This is a genomic window from Yersinia sp. 2553 StPb PI, from assembly GCF_052217105.1.
In the GTDB taxonomy this organism is placed as follows: Bacteria; Pseudomonadota; Gammaproteobacteria; order Enterobacterales; family Enterobacteriaceae; genus Yersinia; species Yersinia enterocolitica_E.
Window position 1 is genome coordinate 790069 of the sequence record NZ_JAZGPX010000002.1, and the last position, 19948, is coordinate 810016.

Sequence of the window (19948 nt, forward strand, 5' to 3'; positions counted from 1 at the left end):
CGGGAGGGTTCTCGGCGTTGTCACTCATACCAGTTAACAGGAACCTGGAGAGCCTTTCTTGAGCCAGGAATATACAGAAGATAAAGAAGTTACCCTGAAAAAACTCAGCAGCGGGCGTCGTTTACTTGAGGCGGTTTTGATTGTGGTAACAATTTTGGCAGCCTACCTGATGGCGGCGCTGCTCAGTTTTAATCCTTCGGACCCAAGCTGGTCCCAAACTGCATGGCATGAGCCTATCCACAATCTTGGTGGGGGTATTGGTGCTTGGATGGCCGATACACTGTTCTTCACCTTTGGTGTTTTGGCTTACGCAATCCCTGTGATTATGGTGATATTGTGCTGGGCGGCTTTCCGTCAGCGCGATGCCAATGAACACGTTGATTACTTTGCTCTTTCTTTACGTCTGATTGGCACATTAGCCCTGATTTTAACGTCATGTGGCCTGGCCGCATTGAATGTTGACGATCTTTATTACTTTGCCTCTGGTGGGGTAATTGGCAGTTTGTTCAGTAATGCCATGTTGCCGTGGTTCAATGGTGTCGGTGCAACACTGACATTGCTCTGTATCTGGGCTGTTGGCCTGACGCTGTTTACCGGCTGGTCATGGTTGGTCATTGCTGAGAAAATTGGCGGAGTGGTCTTAGGCTCACTGACATTTATGACTAATCGCTCACGTCGTGAAGAACGCTATGACGATGAAGATGACGATTATCAGGTTGAAGATTCCGACGTTGCTGAACAAGAGCAGCGGGCGGCTTCAAATAAAGCGCTAGCAGTAGGCGCGGCTAGCGCCGCACTTGCGGCATCTGCGGCTCATGCTGATGACGACGTGCTATTCTCCGCGCCATCAGCAACCGACGCCATCGCCAATGCGCCTGAGCCGGCCTTATCCCCAGCGCCGGGGTCCAATGGCGACTATGATCCTCTATTAAGCAGCCTGCGGGCAACAGATGATGACTATCAACCTGCTCCTAGGGTGATAGCCGAGTCTGTTAGCAGCCATAGCACGGCACCGATGACGGCTAACTCGACAGCGACACCGCCGTTATATTCGTTTGAAATTCCGCAAGAGACGCCATCACCGGTTCAGACTCGCGTTGCCACGCCTGTTGAGCGGCCAGAGCCACAAATGGGGGCATGGGATGTACCACCTGCACCTGTCAGCCATTCGCCGTTCGATTTCTCAACAGCACAGCGCCATAGTGATCAGGTCGATAGTGTTCCTAATGCGAACACTGGTTTTGGCCGTGCCCTTGATGGTTTGGCCGCAGTAAGTTCGGCCAGTGATCCACTGATTAGTGACCCATTGATCAATAGCAGCTTGTCAAATAACCCATTGTCTCATCACGGTTTGTCGGGAACAGCCATCGCCGCTGTGAGTGCAGCAGCGACGTTTATGCCAGCATTTACTGCTACTAGTGACACCGGTTCTCAGGTAAAACAGGGTATCGGTCCTGAGTTACCACGGCCTAACCCTGTGCGTATTCCAACGCGGCGTGAGTTGGCCTCTTACGGTATCAAGTTGCCTTCACAACGTATGGCGGAACAGGAACAACGCGAACAAGAAGCGCAAAATCCTCAGGTTACTGCAGCGTCGTTCGACAGCGAGCCTCTATCAGCAGATGATGATGCGTTGCAGCAGGCTATCTTGCGTAAAGCGTTTGCCGACCAGCAATCCGAGCGTTACGAGCAATCATCAGACGCAGGGGGTAATACGTTCACCGCCCCTGAGCCAGAAGATGAGCAAGCTTTAGAAGAAGCCGCATTACGGCAGGCATTCGCAGCACAACAACAGCATCGTTATGGGGCGGTTCAGCACCAAGACGTTGTTCATCACGAAGACTCTACTCATCACAAAAACAGTGCCGCAGAAGGAATGCAGCCTGTTGATATCCGCCGCGCCTATACATTCTCGCCGGTCGCAGATCTTGTTGATGATAGCCCTCGTGAGCCCTTGTTCACGCTTTCTCCCTATGTTGATGAAGAGGACCACGTCGCTTCTCCAGACGCTATTTCGCCTGAGCAACCAGCGCAATATCAGCAGCCATCAGTGCATCAAACGCATTCAGGGCAAGTCACATCGGTGCCAGCACCCTATACGCAGTCTGCGGCAACGCCTACTTATGCACCGACAACAGCACATGTTCCGGCAATAGCCCCGTCTGCTGTTGAGCCAACAATACCGGTACCACCTGTCGCCCCCGTGCAACCAACGCCAGCAATGGACAGCTTGATTCACCCGTTCCTGATGCGTAATGATCAGCCGTTGATTAAACCGACCACACCACTGCCTACGCTTGATTTACTTTCTTCTCCGCCAGCGGAGGAAGAACCAGTTGATATGTTTGCTTTAGAGCAAACAGCTCGTCTGGTTGAAGCACGTTTAGGTGATTATCGGGTAAAAGCGGAAGTAGTGGGTATTTCTCCAGGGCCAGTCATTACTCGCTTTGAGTTGGATTTGGCTCCAGGTGTTAAAGCGTCGCGCATTTCCAATCTTTCCCGCGATTTGGCCCGTTCTCTATCAGCTATCGCTGTGCGTGTAGTGGAAGTTATTCCGGGCAAACCTTATGTCGGGCTTGAATTGCCGAATAAGCATCGTCAAACGGTCTACCTGAGGGAAGTGCTCGACTGTGCCAAATTCCGTGATAACCCTTCTCCGCTTGCTATTGTGCTTGGTAAAGATATTGCCGGGCAGCCGGTGGTGGCAGACTTAGCCAAAATGCCACACTTGCTGGTGGCCGGTACTACCGGTTCTGGTAAGTCGGTTGGGGTGAACGCGATGATCCTCAGTATCTTGTATAAAGCCACACCAGATGAGGTGCGCTTTATCATGATTGACCCGAAAATGCTGGAGTTATCGGTGTATGAAGGCATTCCTCATCTGCTAACCGAAGTGGTTACTGATATGAAGGATGCCGCGAATGCATTGCGCTGGTGTGTCGGCGAGATGGAACGGCGCTATAAATTGATGTCGGCGCTGGGCGTGCGTAATCTCGCAGGCTATAACGAGCGCGTAGCTCAGGCTGAAGCTATGGGGCGGCCAATCCCTGATCCATTCTGGAAGCCATCCGATAGCATGGACATCTCACCGCCGATGCTGGTGAAACTGCCTTATATCGTGGTGCTGGTGGATGAGTTTGCCGATTTAATGATGACAGTGGGCAAAAAAGTTGAAGAGTTGATAGCACGTCTGGCACAGAAAGCCCGTGCTGCCGGTATCCATCTGGTGCTGGCTACCCAGCGTCCATCGGTAGATGTCATCACCGGTTTGATAAAAGCTAACATTCCAACCCGTATCGCATTTACGGTTTCCAGTAAAATCGACTCACGGACTATCCTCGATCAGGGCGGCGCGGAATCACTGCTGGGGATGGGGGACATGCTGTATATGGCACCAAACTCTTCGATTCCGGTACGTGTGCACGGTGCCTTTGTCCGTGACCAAGAAGTGCATGCCGTGGTTAATGATTGGAAAGCCCGAGGTCGTCCTCAATACATTGAGAGCATTCTTAGTGGTAGTGAAGAAGGGGAAGGCGGTAGTCTTGGATTGGACAGTGATGAAGAGCTGGACCCACTGTTTGATCAGGCCGTGAGCTTTGTGTTAGAGAAACGCCGGGCGTCAATTTCTGGCGTGCAGCGCCAATTCCGTATTGGGTATAACCGTGCTGCACGTATTATCGAACAGATGGAAGCCCAGCAGATTGTGAGTACGCCGGGCCATAATGGTAATCGTGAAGTGTTGGCCCCGCCGCCACATGAGTAGTCATATTTTGCTCTGAGGAAGTTAACATATACCCAATAGATTTCGAGTTGCAGGTAGGCGGCAACGAAATGAACCCAAGGAGTTGAGATAACTCAATGAGTTGGGTGAGTGATGGCAGCTAACACCCCTGCATCTTGAAAGATGACGGGTATAGACAGGGCCGCTTTGCGGCCCTTATGCAAAGAAGCATAACCCCGTATTTATCAGAGAATTTTATAAGGTATTTAGAATAATGAAAAAACTGCTTGTTGCTTGCTGTCTGTTATCGGGTTTAATTTCAGCTTCAGTTCTGGCGGATGTCAGTACCGATTTGCAAGGTCGTCTGAGTAAGGTGAACAGTTTCCATGCTAATTTCTCGCAAAAAGTGACCAGCGCTGATGGCGCGACGGTGCAGGAAGGTGAAGGGGAGCTATGGGTGAAACGGCCAAATCTGTTTAACTGGCATATGACCTCACCGGATGAAAGCGTACTTATCTCAGACGGGGAAACCTTGTGGTTCTACAACCCCTTTGTTGAGCAGGCCACGGCAACCTGGTTGAAGAATGCAACCGGTAACACTCCGTTTATGCTGATTACCCGCAACAACCCGGATGACTGGAAACAGTACAATGTTAAGCAGAAAGGCGATGATTTTGAACTGACACCTAAAAGTGCCAGCGGTAATCTGAAGCAATTTGCCATTACGGTTACGCCGACGGGGACTATCAAGAGTTTTACTGCGGTTGAGCAAGATGGGCAGCGCAGTGCTTACACCCTGAAAGGCCAACAAAATAGCTCGGCTGACGCCAGCAAATTTAAATTTACCCTACCAAAAGGGGTGACGCTGGACGACCAGCGGCAGTGAGGTTTGCGTGAGTAATATGTCCCTCGACTTTTCCCAAAATGAGTTTCAACCACTGGCCGCGCGGATGCGGCCTTTGACGTTGGATCAATATATTGGTCAGCAACATTTGCTGGCACCGGGTAAACCGCTACCACGGGCAATCGTTGCGGGGCAGTTACACTCCATGATCCTCTGGGGGCCACCTGGGACGGGCAAAACCACATTGGCCGAAATTATTGGTCGTTACGGCCAAGCTGATGTGGAACGCATTTCTGCCGTGACCTCCGGTATTAAAGAGATTCGTGAGGCTATCGAACGCGCACGGCAAAACCGTGATGCTGGTCGGCGCACTATCTTGTTTGTTGACGAAGTCCATCGTTTCAATAAAAGCCAGCAGGATGCTTTTTTGCCGCATATTGAGGATGGCACTATTACCTTTATCGGTGCTACGACTGAAAACCCCTCGTTTGAACTGAATTCGGCATTGCTCTCCAGAGCGCGGGTTTATTTGCTTAAGGCATTAACCGCCGCAGATATCGAGAAAGTGATTGATCAAGCGATGTCAGACGGCAGCCGTGGTTACGGTGGGCAGAATATCAAACTGCCGGACGAGACCCGCCGCATGATGTCGGAGCTGGTTGGTGGTGATGCTCGTCGCGCGTTAAACAGCCTTGAGATGATGGCAGATATGGCAGAAATAGATGCCAACGGGGTGCGAGTATTAACCCCTGATTTGCTGAAAGAAGTGTCTGGCGAGCGGAGCGCCCGTTTTGATAACAAAGGTGATCGTTATTATGATCTGATCTCGGCGGTGCATAAATCCATTCGCGGCTCGGCCCCGGATGCGGCGCTATATTGGTATGCGCGTATTATCACTGCAGGGGGGGATCCCCTTTATGTCGCCCGCCGTTTATTGGCTATTGCCTCGGAAGATGTCGGTAATGCCGATCCTCGTGCCATGCAAGTGGCTATATCAGCGTGGGACTGCTTTACTCGAGTCGGTCCGGCAGAAGGTGAAAGGGCGATTGCTCAGGCCATTGTTTATCTAGCTTGTGCACCAAAAAGTAATGCGGTTTATTCCGCGTTTAAAGCAGCGATGCAGGACGCGCGTGATAAGCCTGACTTTGATGTGCCAGAACACCTACGTAATGCACCGACCAAACTGATGAAAGAGATGGGGCTTGGGGCGGAGTACCGATATGCCCATGATGAACAGCATGCTTATGCTGCAGGTGAGAACTATTTCCCGCCAGAAATGGCCGCGACTCGCTACTATTCACCCTCATCCCGTGGTCTGGAAGGTAAAATCGGTGAAAAGCTGGCATGGTTGGCTGAGCAGGATCAAAATAGCCCGATAAAACGCTACCGCTAGTCTTGCTGTTGCGGTAAGGTTAGCGCTATATGGTAAGTGGCTGTTTATACCGCTTATGTCATGAAATTCTCCTTTAATAACCATTATGCCCAAAATAGTTGAAGTGGCAGGTAGGCAGCAAGTAAGCGAGTCTCGATGAGTTTACTGAGGTAAGTGATTCGGGTGAGAGAACGCTGCTAATACCGCTGCAACTTCAAAGATGAAAGGCATTCTATAACTACAAGCACAGGACTAGCATGCTCGATCCCAATATGCTGCGCAATGAGCTAGACGCAGTCGCCGAAAAACTTGCTCGCAGAGGTTTTAAACTTGATGTTGAGATGTTGCGCCAACAAGAAGAGCGCCGCAAAGTTTTACAGGTTGAAACAGAAAGTCTGCAAGCAGAACGTAACTCCCGATCGAAATTGATTGGTGCGGCCAAGGCGCGTGGCGAAGATATCGAACCATTACGTCTGGAAGTGAATGCGCTGGGTGAGAAGCTGGATGCGGCTAAGGCTGAGCTGGACAAACTGCAAAACGAAATCCGCTTACTGGCGTTGTCTATTCCTAACCTGCCGGATGATTCTGTCCCTGTGGGGAGAGATGAGAAAGACAATCTTGAAGTCAGCCGTTGGGGTGAGCCGCGTAAGTATGATTTTGAAGTGAGAGATCACGTCTCGCTGGGCGAAATGGCCGGTGGTCTTGATTTTGCTGCTGCAGTGAAGCTGACCGGTGCGCGTTTTGTGGTGATGAAAGGGCAAATAGCCCGTATGCACCGTGCGTTATCCCAGTTTATGCTCGACCTGCATACCGAAAAACACGGTTATCAAGAAGCTTATGTTCCTTATCTGGTTAACCATGCCACTTTGTATGGTACTGGCCAGTTACCTAAGTTTGGTGAAGATTTATTCCACACCAAACCGCTGGAAGAAGAGTCAGATAGCAGTAACTATGCACTGATTCCGACCGCTGAAGTGCCGCTGACCAATCTGGTACGCGATGAGATTCTGGAAGAAGACACTCTGCCATTGAAAATGACGGCCCATACCCCATGCTTCCGTTCTGAAGCGGGTTCCTATGGTCGTGATACCCGTGGCTTGATTCGTATGCATCAGTTCGACAAAGTTGAGATGGTGCAGATTACTCGCCCGGAAGATTCGATGGCGGCACTGGAAGAGTTGACCGGTCATGCAGAGAAAGTTCTGCAATTACTGGGCCTGCCATACCGCAAAGTGCTGCTGTGTACTGGTGATATGGGCTTTGGTTCCAGCAAGACTTACGATTTGGAAGTATGGCTGCCAGCGCAGGATACTTACCGTGAAATCTCTTCCTGTTCTAACATGTGGGATTTCCAGGCGCGCCGTATGCAAGCTCGTTGCCGCAATAAAACCGATAGAAAAACCCGTTTAGTTCATACCCTGAATGGTTCTGGTTTGGCGGTTGGCCGCACCCTGGTTGCAGTGATTGAAAACTACCAGCAGGCAGATGGCCGAATTGAGGTTCCAGAAGTATTACGCCCATATATGGGTGGCCTGGACTTTATCGGTTAATAACATACGGATTAATCACTAATCCAATATGCAGAAAGCGCCCCAGGGCGCTTTTTCTTTTTGGCGTATAGCCAGAGTAAAGGCTGAAGGTTGCTCGTAGGTGCTTCCAACATATCGTGCTATCCCCTCCCGCGCAGTAATTGACTTTTATATCGCCGGTGGCATGATGCGCTCACTTTTATCGTCCCGACGGCTCCTGTCTTATTATGTCCGCATATTCTCGCCCGGTTCTGCTTCTGCTCTGTGGGCTTTTGCTGTTTACGATTTCTATCGCAGTGCTAAATACATTGGTTCCCTTATGGTTATCCCATCAACAATTGCCGACTTGGCAGGTGGGGATGGTTAGCTCGTCTTATTTTAGTGGGAATCTGGTTGGGACACTGATTGCGGGGCGCTTGATCCAGCAACTTGGATTTAATCGCAGCTACCATTACGCCTGTTTTTTATTTGCGTTGGCGACTTGCGGATTAATGCTATCAGTGGATTTCTGGAGTTGGCTGGGGTGGCGCTTTTTGGCCGGCGTGGCTTGCGCCCTGATTTGGGTCATTGTCGAAAGTGCGTTACTGCGCAGCGGCACGTTAGCTAACCGTGGGCAACTGCTGGCAGCTTATATGATGGTCTACTATCTGGGAACCGTCACCGGGCAATTATTATTAGGTGTCGTGTCAACGCAATTACTCAATGTTATCCCTTCGGTCAGTACATTGGTTATTACAGCTATGCTGCCGCTGCTGTTTGCCCACTTCTCACATCAGGGTAGCAGTGAGTCCTCACACATTGCCATTTGGCCGATGCTTAAGCGCCGTAGCGCTCGCCTGGGTATTAATGGCTGCATTATCTCAGGGGTACTGTTAGGTTCGCTCTATGGCCTGTTGCCGCTCTATTTATCGCATCAGGGCATGAGTGATGCCAGCGTTGGATGGTGGATGGCTTTGCTGGTTAGCTCAGGCATTATCGGTCAATGGCCGATAGGCAAAATGGCGGACCGTTATGGTCGTTTACTGGTGCTGCGCATTCAAGTGTTTGTCGTCATCCTCGGCAGTGTAGCCATTTTAGGTAATTATGCCTTGGCCCCGGCATTATTTATTCTGGGGTGTGCCGGTTTTACCCTTTATCCGGTCGCCATGGCCTGGGCGTGTGAAAAGGCCAGCGCTGATGAATTAGTGGCAATGAATCAGGCATTACTGATGAGTTATACCCTCGGTAGTCTGACCGGCCCGACAATGACCTCGCTGCTGATGCAGCGCTATTCCGATAATTTACTGTTTATCATGATAGCCGCTGTCGCCTTAGTGTATTTGATGATGTTGCTGCGTAAGCCAGGTAAACAACAGACCCCTTACGCTGCCATATAACAACCAAAAAAATACCGCCAGTGGCATAACCCAATTTGGCGGTATCTATGGGGATGCGTTAATTAACTGACTACGCCCCCCTTCTTGTTTGAAGTTGCCGCACCATTAGCTGCTTGCAACTGTAATGACTTAATATATTACTTTGTGACCATAGCTTTCGAGAATGCCTTTCACCCGATCCATGATCTCTGTAGTAGGGGGCTTCACCCCATCCAGTTTGTATTCTTCGCCCATGGCGACCCATTTGTGCTTACCCAACTCATGGTAAGGCAGTAATTCGATTTTCTCGATATTAGTCATGTTCTGGGTAAACTCACCTAACATGTGCGCCGATTTATCATCATCTGACCAACCCGGCACCACCACATAGCGGATCCAGGTTTTCTGGTTACGTTTTGCCAAGTAACGGGCAAACTCCAGTGTTCGATGATTCGATACCCCCACCAGATTCTGATGCACACTGTCATCCATCTGTTTTAAATCCAGCATCACTAAATCTGTGGCATCAAGTAACTCATCGATGACCGGATCATAACGGCGTACAAAACCGTTGGTATCCAGACAGGTATGGATGCCTACTTCATGACACGCACGAAACCAATCGCGCACAAACTCGGCCTGCAAAATAGCTTCGCCACCTGATGCAGTCACACCGCCGCCAGAGGCATTCATAAAGTGGCGATAGGTGATGGCTTCTTTGACTAATTCTTCAACGGTAACTTCTTTACCGCCGTGGGTATCCCAAGTATCACGGTTATGGCAATACAGGCAACGCATCAAGCAGCCCTGGAAGAATACGATAAATCGGATACCAGGGCCGTCAACAGTGCCACAGGATTCGAATGAGTGAATACGACCAAGTACTGACATAGCAGGATTTCTCCAACGCTGGATGAATAAAGGCCCCACTAAAGTGGAGCCTTTAAGTTTATGCCATTTTACTGCGGCAGGGAATTATATCGACTGTGTAAAGGTACGAGTAATTACATCCTGCTGTTGTTCTTTGGTCAGCGAGTTGAAACGTACTGCGTAACCCGATACACGGATAGTCAACTGCGGATATTTTTCCGGGTTTTCCATCGCGTCTAACAGCATTTCACGGTTCATTACGTTCACGTTCAGGTGTTGACCACCTTCGATGGACGCTTCGTGATGGAAGTAACCATCCATCAGACCGGCTAGGTTAGCTTTACGTACTTCGTCGTCTTTGCCTAATGCATTTGGCACGATAGAGAAGGTGTAAGAGATACCATCTTTCGCGTAAGCAAACGGCAGTTTAGCAACCGAAGTCAGAGAGGCAACAGCACCTTTCTGGTCACGGCCATGCATTGGGTTAGCACCTGGACCGAATGGCGCACCAGCACGGCGACCATCTGGGGTGTTACCGGTTTTCTTACCATAAACCACGTTAGAGGTGATGGTCAGCACGGACTGAGTTGCCACTGCACCACGGTAAGTACGCAGCTTCTGAATTTTCTTCATGAAGCGCTCAACCAGGTCACAAGCGATATCATCAACGCGTGAATCGTTGTTACCAAACTGTGGATATTCGCCTTCGATGTTGAAGTCGATAGCCAGGCCGTCAGCATCACGGATGGTGCTTACTTTGGCATACTTGATAGCAGACAGGGAGTCAGCCGCAACAGACAGACCTGCAATACCACATGCCATAGTACGGTAAACATCACGGTCATGCAGTGCCATTAGCGCAGCTTCATAGCTGTACTTGTCATGCATGTAATGGATGATGTTCAGCGCGGTAACGTATTGTTTAGCCAGCCAATCCATAAAGTGGTCCATGCGTTCCATGACTTTGTCATAGTCCAGCACGTCATCCATCATTGGCGCTTCTTTCGGGCCAACCTGGATCTTCATTTTTTCATCAACGCCGCCGTTGATTGCGTACAACATGGTTTTTGCCAGGTTGGCACGGGCACCAAAGAACTGCATTTGTTTACCGACAATCATCGGGCTAACACAACAAGCGATAGCATAGTCATCGTTGTTGAAGTCAGGGCGCATCAGATCATCATTTTCATATTGCACAGATGAAGTATCGATGGAGACTTTAGCAGCATACTTTTTAAAATTCAGTGGCAGCTTTTCAGACCACAGAATGGTCATGTTCGGCTCTGGAGACGGCCCCATAGTGTACAGGGTGTTCAGGAAGCGGAAGCTGGTTTTGGTCACTAGAGTACGGCCATCAACGCCCATACCGGCCAGAGACTCAGTTGCCCAGATTGGGTCACCAGAGAACAGTTCATCATACTCAGGGGTACGCAGGAAGCGAACCATACGCAGTTTCATAACCAAATGGTCAATCAATTCCTGCGCTTCAATTTCAGTCAGCTTACCTTCTTTCATGTCACGTTCGATGTACACGTCAAGGAAGGTAGATACACGACCGAAGGACATTGCCGCACCGTTTTGGGATTTAACCGCAGCTAAATAGCCGAAGTAGGTCCACTGTACTGCTTCACGGGCGTTAGTTGCCGGACCTGAGATATCACAGCCATATTTGGCCGCCATTTCTTTGATTTGAGCCAGAGCACGATGCTGTTCAGCAATTTCTTCGCGCAACTGGATAGTCATTTCCAGGTCTTTACCGTTTTCCAAATCATCTTGCAATGAATTGAACTGGGCCAGTTTGTCTTTCATCAGGAAGTCGATACCGTAAACGGCTACACGACGATAGTCACCGATGATACGGCCACGGCCATAGGCATCTGGCAAACCAGTCAGTACACCAGATTTACGGCAGTTCAGGATGTCTTTGGTATAAACGTCGAACACACCTTGGTTGTGTGTTTTACGGTAATCGGTGAAGACTTTTTTCAGTTGTGGGTCAAGTTCACGACCATAAACTTTGCAAGAGCCTTCTACCATTTTAATGCCACCGAATGGGATCAGTGCACGTTTCAATGGTTTTTCAGTCTGCAAGCCAACGATGGTTTCCAGATCTTTATTAATATAGCCAGCATCATGAGATGTGATGGTTGCAGCTACGTCGGTATCGAAATCAACTGGCGCATGGGTGCGGTTTTCCAGTTTGATGCCTTCCATAACCTGCGCCCACAGTTTGTCGGTCGCATCGGTAGGGCCGGCAAGGAAGGACTCATCGCCTTCATAAGGGGTATAGTTCTTCTGGATGAAGTCACGAACGTTTACACCGTTCTGCCAGTCACCCTTGGTAAAACCTTGCCATGCTTTGGCCAATTTTTCATTAAGTTCGGTCATAATGCATCTACCTTTTAATGTTAATTTCTTCGAAAACCAGACGTAGCGGCCACATACTAATGTTGCTGGTCACCGCGCAGATAAATTACCCAATAAGTCAACCCAACCAATAATCCGCCACCAATGATGTTACCGATAGTGACTGGGATCAGGTTATCAATAATAAAGTTACTTACGGTTAAGTGAGCAAATTGCTCAGGTGTTGATCCTATGGATTGCCAAAATTCAGGCGAAGCGAAATTTTTAATCACAATACCCATAGGAATCATAAACATATTTGCGATGCTATGCTCAAAGCCGCTGGCAACAAACATCCCCACCGGTAAGATCATCGCGAACATTTTATCCATTATGGTACGGCCGGAGTAACTCATCCATACCGCCAGACAGACCATCAGGTTAGCTAAAATACCCAAACACACCGCTTCAATAAAAGTATGGTGCAATTTATGGTCGGCTGTTTGCAAAACATTCAGACCCCATTGACCATTTGCCACAGTATGTTGGCCTGCGAACCAAATAAGACACACAAAGAATAGTGCACCGAACAGATTCCCAATATAGACATTAACCCAGTTACATGCCAGTTGACGCCATGTGATACGGCCGCTGGCTTTAGCGACAGTTGTGAGTACGGTCGATGTGAAAAGATCACCCCCACACACCACCACTAACATTAGCCCCAGGGAGAAACAAATACCACCAACCAACTTGGCAAAGCCGAAAGGCACGCCAGCAGTACCGGTAGTCGCTGTAATATAAAAAACAAACGCAATTGAAATAAACACACCAGCAGTAATCGCTAAATAAAAGGTTTTTAGCGGATGCTTGGTGGCTTTATAGACACCGGCATCTTCGGCTACTTTAGCCATTGCCGCAGGTAATAATGCATCGAAGGGGTTGTCAGCTTTCACACTAACTCTCTCTTAAGGGTTAATAAAGCACAACGAGATACTAGCAAAGCAGTATAGCGTGAAAATTGATATGGATCATATTGCGCGAGTTTAGTTAGCTGTGAAACACCATAAAACATAGGGGTGATGCGATTAACTTATTGATTATTAATTTAAAAAAATATTTTAAGATTTGCAAATAATTTTGATTGGACTGTTTTAAAGCCGTTGAGAAGGTTAACTAAAAGGGGTATTTGTAGTTATTTTTATTATTATCCGTCATTAAAAATTAACTATTCATTCACCTATTTATCTATTTTATCTGGTCGCTAAATAATGTTTGTCTAAAGGTGCTATTACGGCGTCAGAAAATAACGTTTTTTTATGACAAAAACAATTGTTGAGCGCGGCGATTTGTATTTATTTTCGTCAGGATTAATTGCAGTACTAAATTAAACGGCGCTGCCAAAAGACAACGCCGTGGGTCGTTTTCTGCTGATTAGCATTTAGCTATTTGCTGGCAGAAAATGTTTACTCGCTTTTAGCCCAATAGCGGCGTTTGGCAGTTTGCAACTTCTCATAAGCACCTAGTAGTGCCTGATGAGCTGGTAAGGCTTTTAGATCCTCATCAACACTGAACAGGCCATTGAAGCGCGCCTCACCCACCAAGGCTGCTGAGGCTGCATCTACCGCCTCCTGACCATACATTTTCACAAAGGCAGTGTAATATTGTGCCGCTTCACGATCCGGCTCCTGAGTCAGTAACAATAGGGTTTGCAGGCAACGGTAATAGTTCGCTTGTTTTGCCGTAAAGACTGAAGAGTTAAAATCTTGCGTCCATTCAACCCAAATCAGTGCTTGCTCCAAATCACCGCCAGCCAATGCCAGCATGGATTTCAGCTCACCGACACGCAGGGTATACCAGCCGTTATCTTTACCCGAGGCGATACCCAGCAATTCACGTACGCGGGCGAAATCATCCAACCCTTCATCATCCAACTGCTGAATGAGCGCCAGATATTCCCCAGGTTGCCAGTCACTGCCGGGCAGGGCCAGCAAGCTGTCTCGCAGATGCACACCCATGGTGTTGTTCGCCATCAGCAAATCTTCGGCAGGATAGATATCAGACCAGCCTGGTACCAAAATCCGGCAGGCATAGACACTTAAATGCTCATAATCAGCGATATACACTTCGGCGTTTTCTTGCTTGAAGATAGCCATCAGGGTAGCGAATTCTTCTTCTGTGCTGCCTTTAAAGCTCCAGTCCACAAATGGATAGTCGGCCTTGTCTTTGAACATATCCCAACTGATCAAGCCACTTGAATCGATAAAGTGGGTTTCCAGATTGGTGTGCTCTGCCACCTCTTCGTCATCGAAGGTCGGCGCGGTAAAGACGTCCAGGTCTTTCAGGCTACGGCCCTGCAATAGCTCAGTCACGGTGCGTTCCAGCGCGACACCAAAGTCAGGATGTGCACCGAATGAGGCAAAACAGGTGCCATTTGACGGGTTAAACAGTACTACGCAAATAACCGGATAAGCGCCACCTAGAGAGGCATCGTAAGAGAGAATTGGGAAACCTTCTTCTTCCAGCTTGGCAATGGCTTCTACCACACCTGGATAGCGGTTTAACACCGCAGCAGGGATCTCCGGCAAGCTGATAGATTCTGCGATAATACGGTTTTTAACTTTACGTTCAAAGACTTCGGACAGGGCTTGTACCCGAGCTTCATTGGCAGTATTGCCCGCAGACATGCCGTTTGAGACATACAGATTGCCGATAATATTCATTGGAATATAGACGGTTTCTAAATCTGACTGGCGGGTAAAGGGCAATGAACAGATCCCGCGTTTGGCGTTACCTGATTGCAAATCCACCAGGTCACTGGCGACCAATTCCTGCTCTGGATCGTAAAACGCCAGCAGGCGCTCATCGAGAATGCCTTCTGGCAGCAAGTTATCTGCTGGGATCGGGAACCACTTCTCGTTGGGATAATGAACGAAATCACCTTCGGCAATGGCTTTGCCCAGATAGAAGTCAGCGAAGAAATAGTTGGTGGATAAGCGTTCGAAATATTCACCTAAAGCCGAAGCCAGTGCCGCTTTCTTGCTGGCACCTTTGCCGTTGGTAAAACACAACGGGCAATCACGGTCGCGGATATGTACCGACCAAACGTGAGGAACCGGGTTAAGCCAAGAGGCTTCTTCAATATTAAAACCGAGGTCACTCAGCTTTTGCTGAAAGCGAGAGATTGAGTCTTCCAGCGCGGCGTCTTTGCCGGGAATAAAGGTTTGGGTCATTGTCGTCACTTTTTGGCGGTACTAAAAACGCGCAATCATACGGGGTTTTAGTTAATAGCTCCATGTATTCCTAAAGCGCAGCAAATGTCACAGTTTCAGTATGGATATTCCGCATAATTCACTAGCTTATAAATAACGGAGTCATAATGTGAAATCTATAAAGCTAACTGTTTTAGCCGGAATCTTAGCAGGGATCAGCGGTTCGGCCTTTGCTCTACCCAATATCACCCTATTGGCAACTGGGGGAACTATCGCCGGTGGCGGAGATTCAGCCACTAAATCTAACTATAAAGCCGGTAAATTGGGGGTTGATGCCCTGGTAAACGCGGTGCCGGAAATGAAAAAAATCGCCAATATTCAGGGCGAGCAAGTGGTTAATATCGGTTCTCAAGATATGAATGACGAGGTCTGGCTGAAGTTGGCGAAAAAAATTAATGCCGATTGCGCCAAAACAGACGGATTCGTGATTACGCATGGCACTGACACTCTGGAAGAAACTGCCTATTTTCTTGATTTAACGGTGAATTGCGATAAACCCGTGGTGATGGTTGGGGCGATGCGCCCGGCAACTGCCCTGGGTGCAGATGGTCCGCTGAATCTCTATAATGCAGTGGTCGTCGCCAGTGACGCCAATTCAGCTAAACGTGGTGTGCTGGTAGCGATGAATGACCAAGTGCTAAGTGGCCGTGATGTGATGAAAACCAATACCACCTCGGTGCAGACATTCCAGTCACCGAATACCGGATCCTTGGGGTCTATTTATGACGGTAAAGTGAATTATCTGCACCAACCCGCGCCAAGACAACCCGCTTTCGATATCAGCAAACTGAGTGAATTACCAAAAGTTGGCATTATTTATAACTATGCCAATGCCTCTGATTTACCGGCTAAAGCGCTGATTGCTGATGGCTATAAAGGGATTGTCAGTGCCGGTGTTGGTAACGGTAACCTCTATCATTCTGTTTTTGACACGCTGGCAACGGCAGCACACAGTGGGGTTGCTGTTGTGCGTTCATCCCGTGTGCCTACTGGTTCTACCACGGAAGATGCAGAAGTTGATGACACCAAATATGGATTTGTTGCATCCGGCTCACTCAATCCACAAAAAGCACGTGTGTTGCTGCAATTGGCATTAACCCAAACGCAAAAACCGCAAGAGATCCAAAAGCTATTCCACGCATATTGATTCAATAAGTCTTTGACGGGGGCTTCGGCCTCCGTATCTGCTTTATTACCACTAATCTGAAATAAACCCACCCATGCCGTCCGGCGACTATCTTTAATGAATCAAAAAGTTATTGGGCAACTATAAATGCAAACATTTGATCTCAAACGAATGGCACTGGATAAATTCCCCATCGAATTCTTGGCCGAAGTGGGCATGCGCTGTTTATTCACCTTTGTCTTGGTTTTTTTATTCCTCAAACTGAGTGGTCGCCGTGGCGTGCGGCAGATGTCGCTATTTGAAGTCGTGATCATTTTGACATTGGGATCCGCTGCGGGTGATGTCACTTTTTATGAAGATGTGCCGATGTTGCCAGTCGTAATGGTATTTATCTGCATTATGATTTTGTACCGCCTCTCTACTTTCTTGATGTCACGCAGCGAAAAAATACAGCAGTGGATGGAAGGGAAGCCGTTGATCATCATCAGTGATGGGATATTTGTTTGGGAAACCATGCAGCAGGAAAATATTACCCATGATGAGTTTTTTATGGAGTTGCGCCAACAAGGCGTCGAGCATCTTGGTCAGGTACGGCTGGCCATCCTGGAAGTCAATGGTGCAATCAGTGTGTTTTTCTTCGCGCAAGAACATGTCAAACCCGGTTTGCCGGTATTACCTAAATGCTGTGTTAACCCCTTGGTCACCATTGAAAAACCTGCGGAGTATGCCTGTAGCCAGTGCAGCCTGATAGTGGCGTTATCCAGCGGTGCAGAGAAAACCTGCCAACGTTGTGGTCACCACCACTGGGTTGAAGCTTTGGACCATCAACGAGCAAAATGAGTCATCTATCGTGCGCTAACACCTTGGTTCGGTAGCTTTTGGTGAATAATTCCAAATTAATGACAGGATAACGCACAGCCTGCTATCGCAGGGGGTGAGAGTTTCTCCCTTGCCAGTGAATAACCGTTGCAGCAGGCGGACTCGAATGATAAAACCGAGTAATGATAACGATGGCAATCTCAGTTGAGTGTGGTGAGGGGAAATGACACAAGTTTATAATTTTAGCGCAGGGCCTGCGATGTTACCGGTTGAAGTTTTACGTCGTGCGGAACAGGAATTACGTAACTGGCATGGCTTGGGGACATCGGTGATGGAGATCAGTCACCGGAGTAAGGAATTTATTCAGGTTGCTGAAGACGCAGAAGAAGATCTGCGTGATCTGTTACGAATTCCGGCCAATTATAAAGTGTTATTTTGCCATGGTGGCGCGCGCGCGCAGTTTGCCGCAGTGCCATTGAATTTACTCGGCGACAACAACAGTGCTGATTATATTGACGGCGGCTATTGGGCACACAGTGCAGTCAAAGAAGCACAAAAATACTGTGTCCCTAACGTTATCGACGTGACAACCCACGAAAATAGTCTAACGGGTATTTTGCCGATGAAGCAATGGCAGTTGAGTGATAATGCTGCTTATGTACATTATTGCCCAAATGAAACCATTGATGGGCTGGCTATCAAAGAAGAGCCGGATTTTGGCGATAAAATTGTCGTTGCCGATTACTCATCATCTATCCTTTCTCGCCCGATTGATGTCAGTCGCTATGGTGTCATTTATGCTGGCGCCCAGAAAAACATCGGTCCCGCTGGCCTGACAGTGGTTATCGTGCGCGACGACTTATTAGGTAAAGCTCGCACTGAATTGCCATCGATCCTTGATTATAAGGTGCTGGCCGATAACGATTCCATGTTCAATACGCCGCCAACTTTTGCCTGGTATCTCTCTGGTCTGGTGTTTAAATGGCTGAAGGAGCAGGGCGGTTTGGTTGAAATGGAAAAACGTAATCAGGCGAAAGCTGATCTATTGTATGGTGCGATCGATAAGACCGGTTTCTATCGCAATCAGGTGGCTCACGCCAACCGCTCTTTGATGAATGTGCCATTCCAAATGAAGGATGCCTCCTTGGATAAAGTGTTCCTTAGCGAGGCACAAGAGCAGGGTTTGCAAGCCTTAAAAGGCCATCGTGTTGCTGGTGGGATGCGGGCATCGATTTATAATGCGATGCCAATTGAAGGCGTTAAAGTCTTAACAGATTTTATGGCTGACTTTGAACGCCGCCATGGTTGATTCCTCCGGGCGGATGTTTGTCTGCTCAGACTGAGTTATCACCCTTATTTAAAATATATTTATTTGCACACAGAAGACTGGAGAGTGCTTTTCCCATGTTGGAATCCCTGACTTTACAACCCATTGCTCTGATCAATGGCACCGTTAACTTACCCGGTTCTAAAAGTGTTTCTAACCGTGCACTTCTTCTGGCAGCGCTGGCCGAAGGGACGACCCAGCTGAATAACTTGTTAGACAGTGACGACATTCGCCATATGCTCGATGCCTTGCAGGCATTGGGGGTGAATTTCCGCCTTTCGGCTGATCGCACTCAATGTGAAGTGGATGGTGTAGGTGGCAAATTGGTCGCAGACCAACCCTTGGAACTGTTCTTAGGCAATGCGGGCACGGCAATGCGCCCATTGGCTGCGGCACTTTGCTTAGGTAACAGCGACATCGTACTAACCGGTGAACCGCGGATGAAAGAGCGGCCAATTGGCCACTTGGTTGATGCCTTGCGTCAGGGCGGGGCGCAGATTGATTATCTGGAGCAAGAGAGCTACCCGCCGTTGCGCTTACGTGGTGGTTTCCGTGGTGGAAAACTGACCGTTGATGGTAGTGTCTCCAGCCAATTTCTGACAGCATTGCTGATGACTGCCCCCTTGGCTGAGCAAGATACCGACATTCAGATTCAAGGCACTCTGGTCTCTAAGCCATACATCGATATTACCCTGCATCTGATGAAAGCCTTCGGTGTTGATGTGGTGCATGAGAACTATCAACTGTTTCATATAAAAAGCGGCCAGACATATCGCACTCCGGGTACTTATTTGGTTGAGGGCGATGCGTCTTCTGCGTCCTATTTCTTAGCCGCCGCGGCAATTAAAGGTGGCACCGTGCGTGTTACGGGTATCGGTAAAAAAAGCGTGCAGGGTGATACCAAATTTGCTGATGTGCTGGAAAAAATGGGCGCAAAAATTAGCTGGGGTGATGACTATATAGAATGTAGCCGTGGCGAATTACAGGGTATCGATATGGATATGAATCACATTCCTGATGCGGCCATGACCATTGCTACCACCGCACTGTTTGCCAATGGCCCGACGGTTATTCGTAATATCTATAACTGGCGGGTAAAAGAGACTGACCGCTTATCTGCGATGGCCACTGAGCTGAGAAAAGTGGGTGCGGAAGTTGAAGAAGGTGAAGACTATATTCGTGTGGTGCCACCCGTGCAATTAATTGCCGCTGAAATAGGGACTTACAATGACCACCGTATGGCGATGTGCTTCTCACTGGTGGCGTTATCTGATACTCCGGTGACGATTCTTGACCCTCAATGCACCGCTAAAACCTTCCCTGACTACTTTGAACAATTGGCCAATCTGAGCCAGACAGCCTGACCT

13 protein-coding genes are annotated in these 19948 nt (G+C 48.6%); 9 read left to right on the forward strand and 4 right to left on the reverse strand.

Annotated features, from left to right (window positions below; genetic code table 11):
• The first annotated feature begins 58 nt into the window (after positions 1 to 58).
• The 5 genes from V2A84_RS04835 (at position 59) to V2A84_RS04855 (ending at position 8842) form a co-directional block, all read left to right on the forward strand.
• Positions 59 to 3763, forward strand: a complete 3705-nt coding sequence (locus tag V2A84_RS04835) for a DNA translocase FtsK 4TM domain-containing protein (protein WP_442848633.1) — start codon at positions 59 to 61, stop codon at positions 3761 to 3763.
• Between the two features lie 232 nt (positions 3764 to 3995).
• Positions 3996 to 4607: an outer membrane lipoprotein chaperone LolA gene (lolA, locus tag V2A84_RS04840; protein ID WP_083158429.1), complete on the forward strand. Its 612-nt coding sequence runs from the start codon at positions 3996 to 3998 to the stop codon at positions 4605 to 4607.
• 7 nt (positions 4608 to 4614) lie between these two features.
• Entirely contained in the window at positions 4615 to 5958 is a 1344-nt protein-coding gene (locus V2A84_RS04845) for a replication-associated recombination protein A (RefSeq protein ID WP_372569320.1), read from the forward strand.
• A gap of 236 nt (positions 5959 to 6194) precedes the next feature.
• On the forward strand, positions 6195 to 7487 hold the full coding sequence (gene serS / locus V2A84_RS04850; protein ID WP_083158430.1) for a serine--tRNA ligase: 1293 nt from the start codon (positions 6195 to 6197) through the stop codon (positions 7485 to 7487).
• Between the two features lie 206 nt (positions 7488 to 7693).
• Positions 7694 to 8842: an MFS transporter gene (locus V2A84_RS04855; RefSeq protein WP_442848634.1), complete on the forward strand. Its 1149-nt coding sequence runs from the start codon at positions 7694 to 7696 to the stop codon at positions 8840 to 8842.
• Positions 8843 to 8971: 129 nt separating this feature from the next.
• Here V2A84_RS04855 and pflA read toward each other — a convergent pair whose 3' ends face one another.
• The 4 genes from pflA to ycaO form a co-directional block, all read right to left on the reverse strand.
• Complete coding sequence (pflA, locus tag V2A84_RS04860; RefSeq protein ID WP_083158432.1) at positions 8972 to 9712, reverse strand: pyruvate formate lyase 1-activating protein; 741 nt, start codon at positions 9710 to 9712, stop codon at positions 8972 to 8974.
• A gap of 84 nt (positions 9713 to 9796) precedes the next feature.
• Complete coding sequence (pflB, locus tag V2A84_RS04865; protein WP_083158433.1) at positions 9797 to 12079, reverse strand: formate C-acetyltransferase; 2283 nt, start codon at positions 12077 to 12079, stop codon at positions 9797 to 9799.
• Positions 12080 to 12135: 56 nt separating this feature from the next.
• Complete coding sequence (gene focA, locus V2A84_RS04870) at positions 12136 to 12993, reverse strand: formate transporter FocA (RefSeq protein WP_050084953.1); 858 nt, start codon at positions 12991 to 12993, stop codon at positions 12136 to 12138.
• A 510-nt stretch (positions 12994 to 13503) separates the two neighbouring features.
• Positions 13504 to 15270, reverse strand: coding sequence for a 30S ribosomal protein S12 methylthiotransferase accessory factor YcaO (gene ycaO, locus V2A84_RS04875; RefSeq protein WP_083158434.1), 1767 nt, complete (start codon positions 15268 to 15270; stop codon positions 13504 to 13506).
• A gap of 148 nt (positions 15271 to 15418) precedes the next feature.
• On the opposite strand from ycaO, the gene ansB reads away from it, so the two are divergent.
• From ansB to aroA, 4 genes are all read left to right on the forward strand, one after another.
• Complete coding sequence (ansB, locus tag V2A84_RS04880) at positions 15419 to 16456, forward strand: L-asparaginase 2 (protein WP_083158435.1); 1038 nt, start codon at positions 15419 to 15421, stop codon at positions 16454 to 16456.
• 126 nt (positions 16457 to 16582) lie between these two features.
• On the forward strand, positions 16583 to 17275 hold the full coding sequence (locus V2A84_RS04885) for a DUF421 domain-containing protein (protein ID WP_083158436.1): 693 nt from the start codon (positions 16583 to 16585) through the stop codon (positions 17273 to 17275).
• Between the two features lie 202 nt (positions 17276 to 17477).
• Positions 17478 to 18563: a 3-phosphoserine/phosphohydroxythreonine transaminase gene (gene serC, locus V2A84_RS04890; protein WP_083158437.1), complete on the forward strand. Its 1086-nt coding sequence runs from the start codon at positions 17478 to 17480 to the stop codon at positions 18561 to 18563.
• Between the two features lie 95 nt (positions 18564 to 18658).
• Positions 18659 to 19945 (forward strand): 3-phosphoshikimate 1-carboxyvinyltransferase, encoded by a 1287-nt coding sequence (gene aroA / locus V2A84_RS04895; protein WP_083158438.1) that lies wholly within the window; start codon positions 18659 to 18661, stop codon positions 19943 to 19945.
• Positions 19946 to 19948 lie beyond the last annotated feature (3 nt).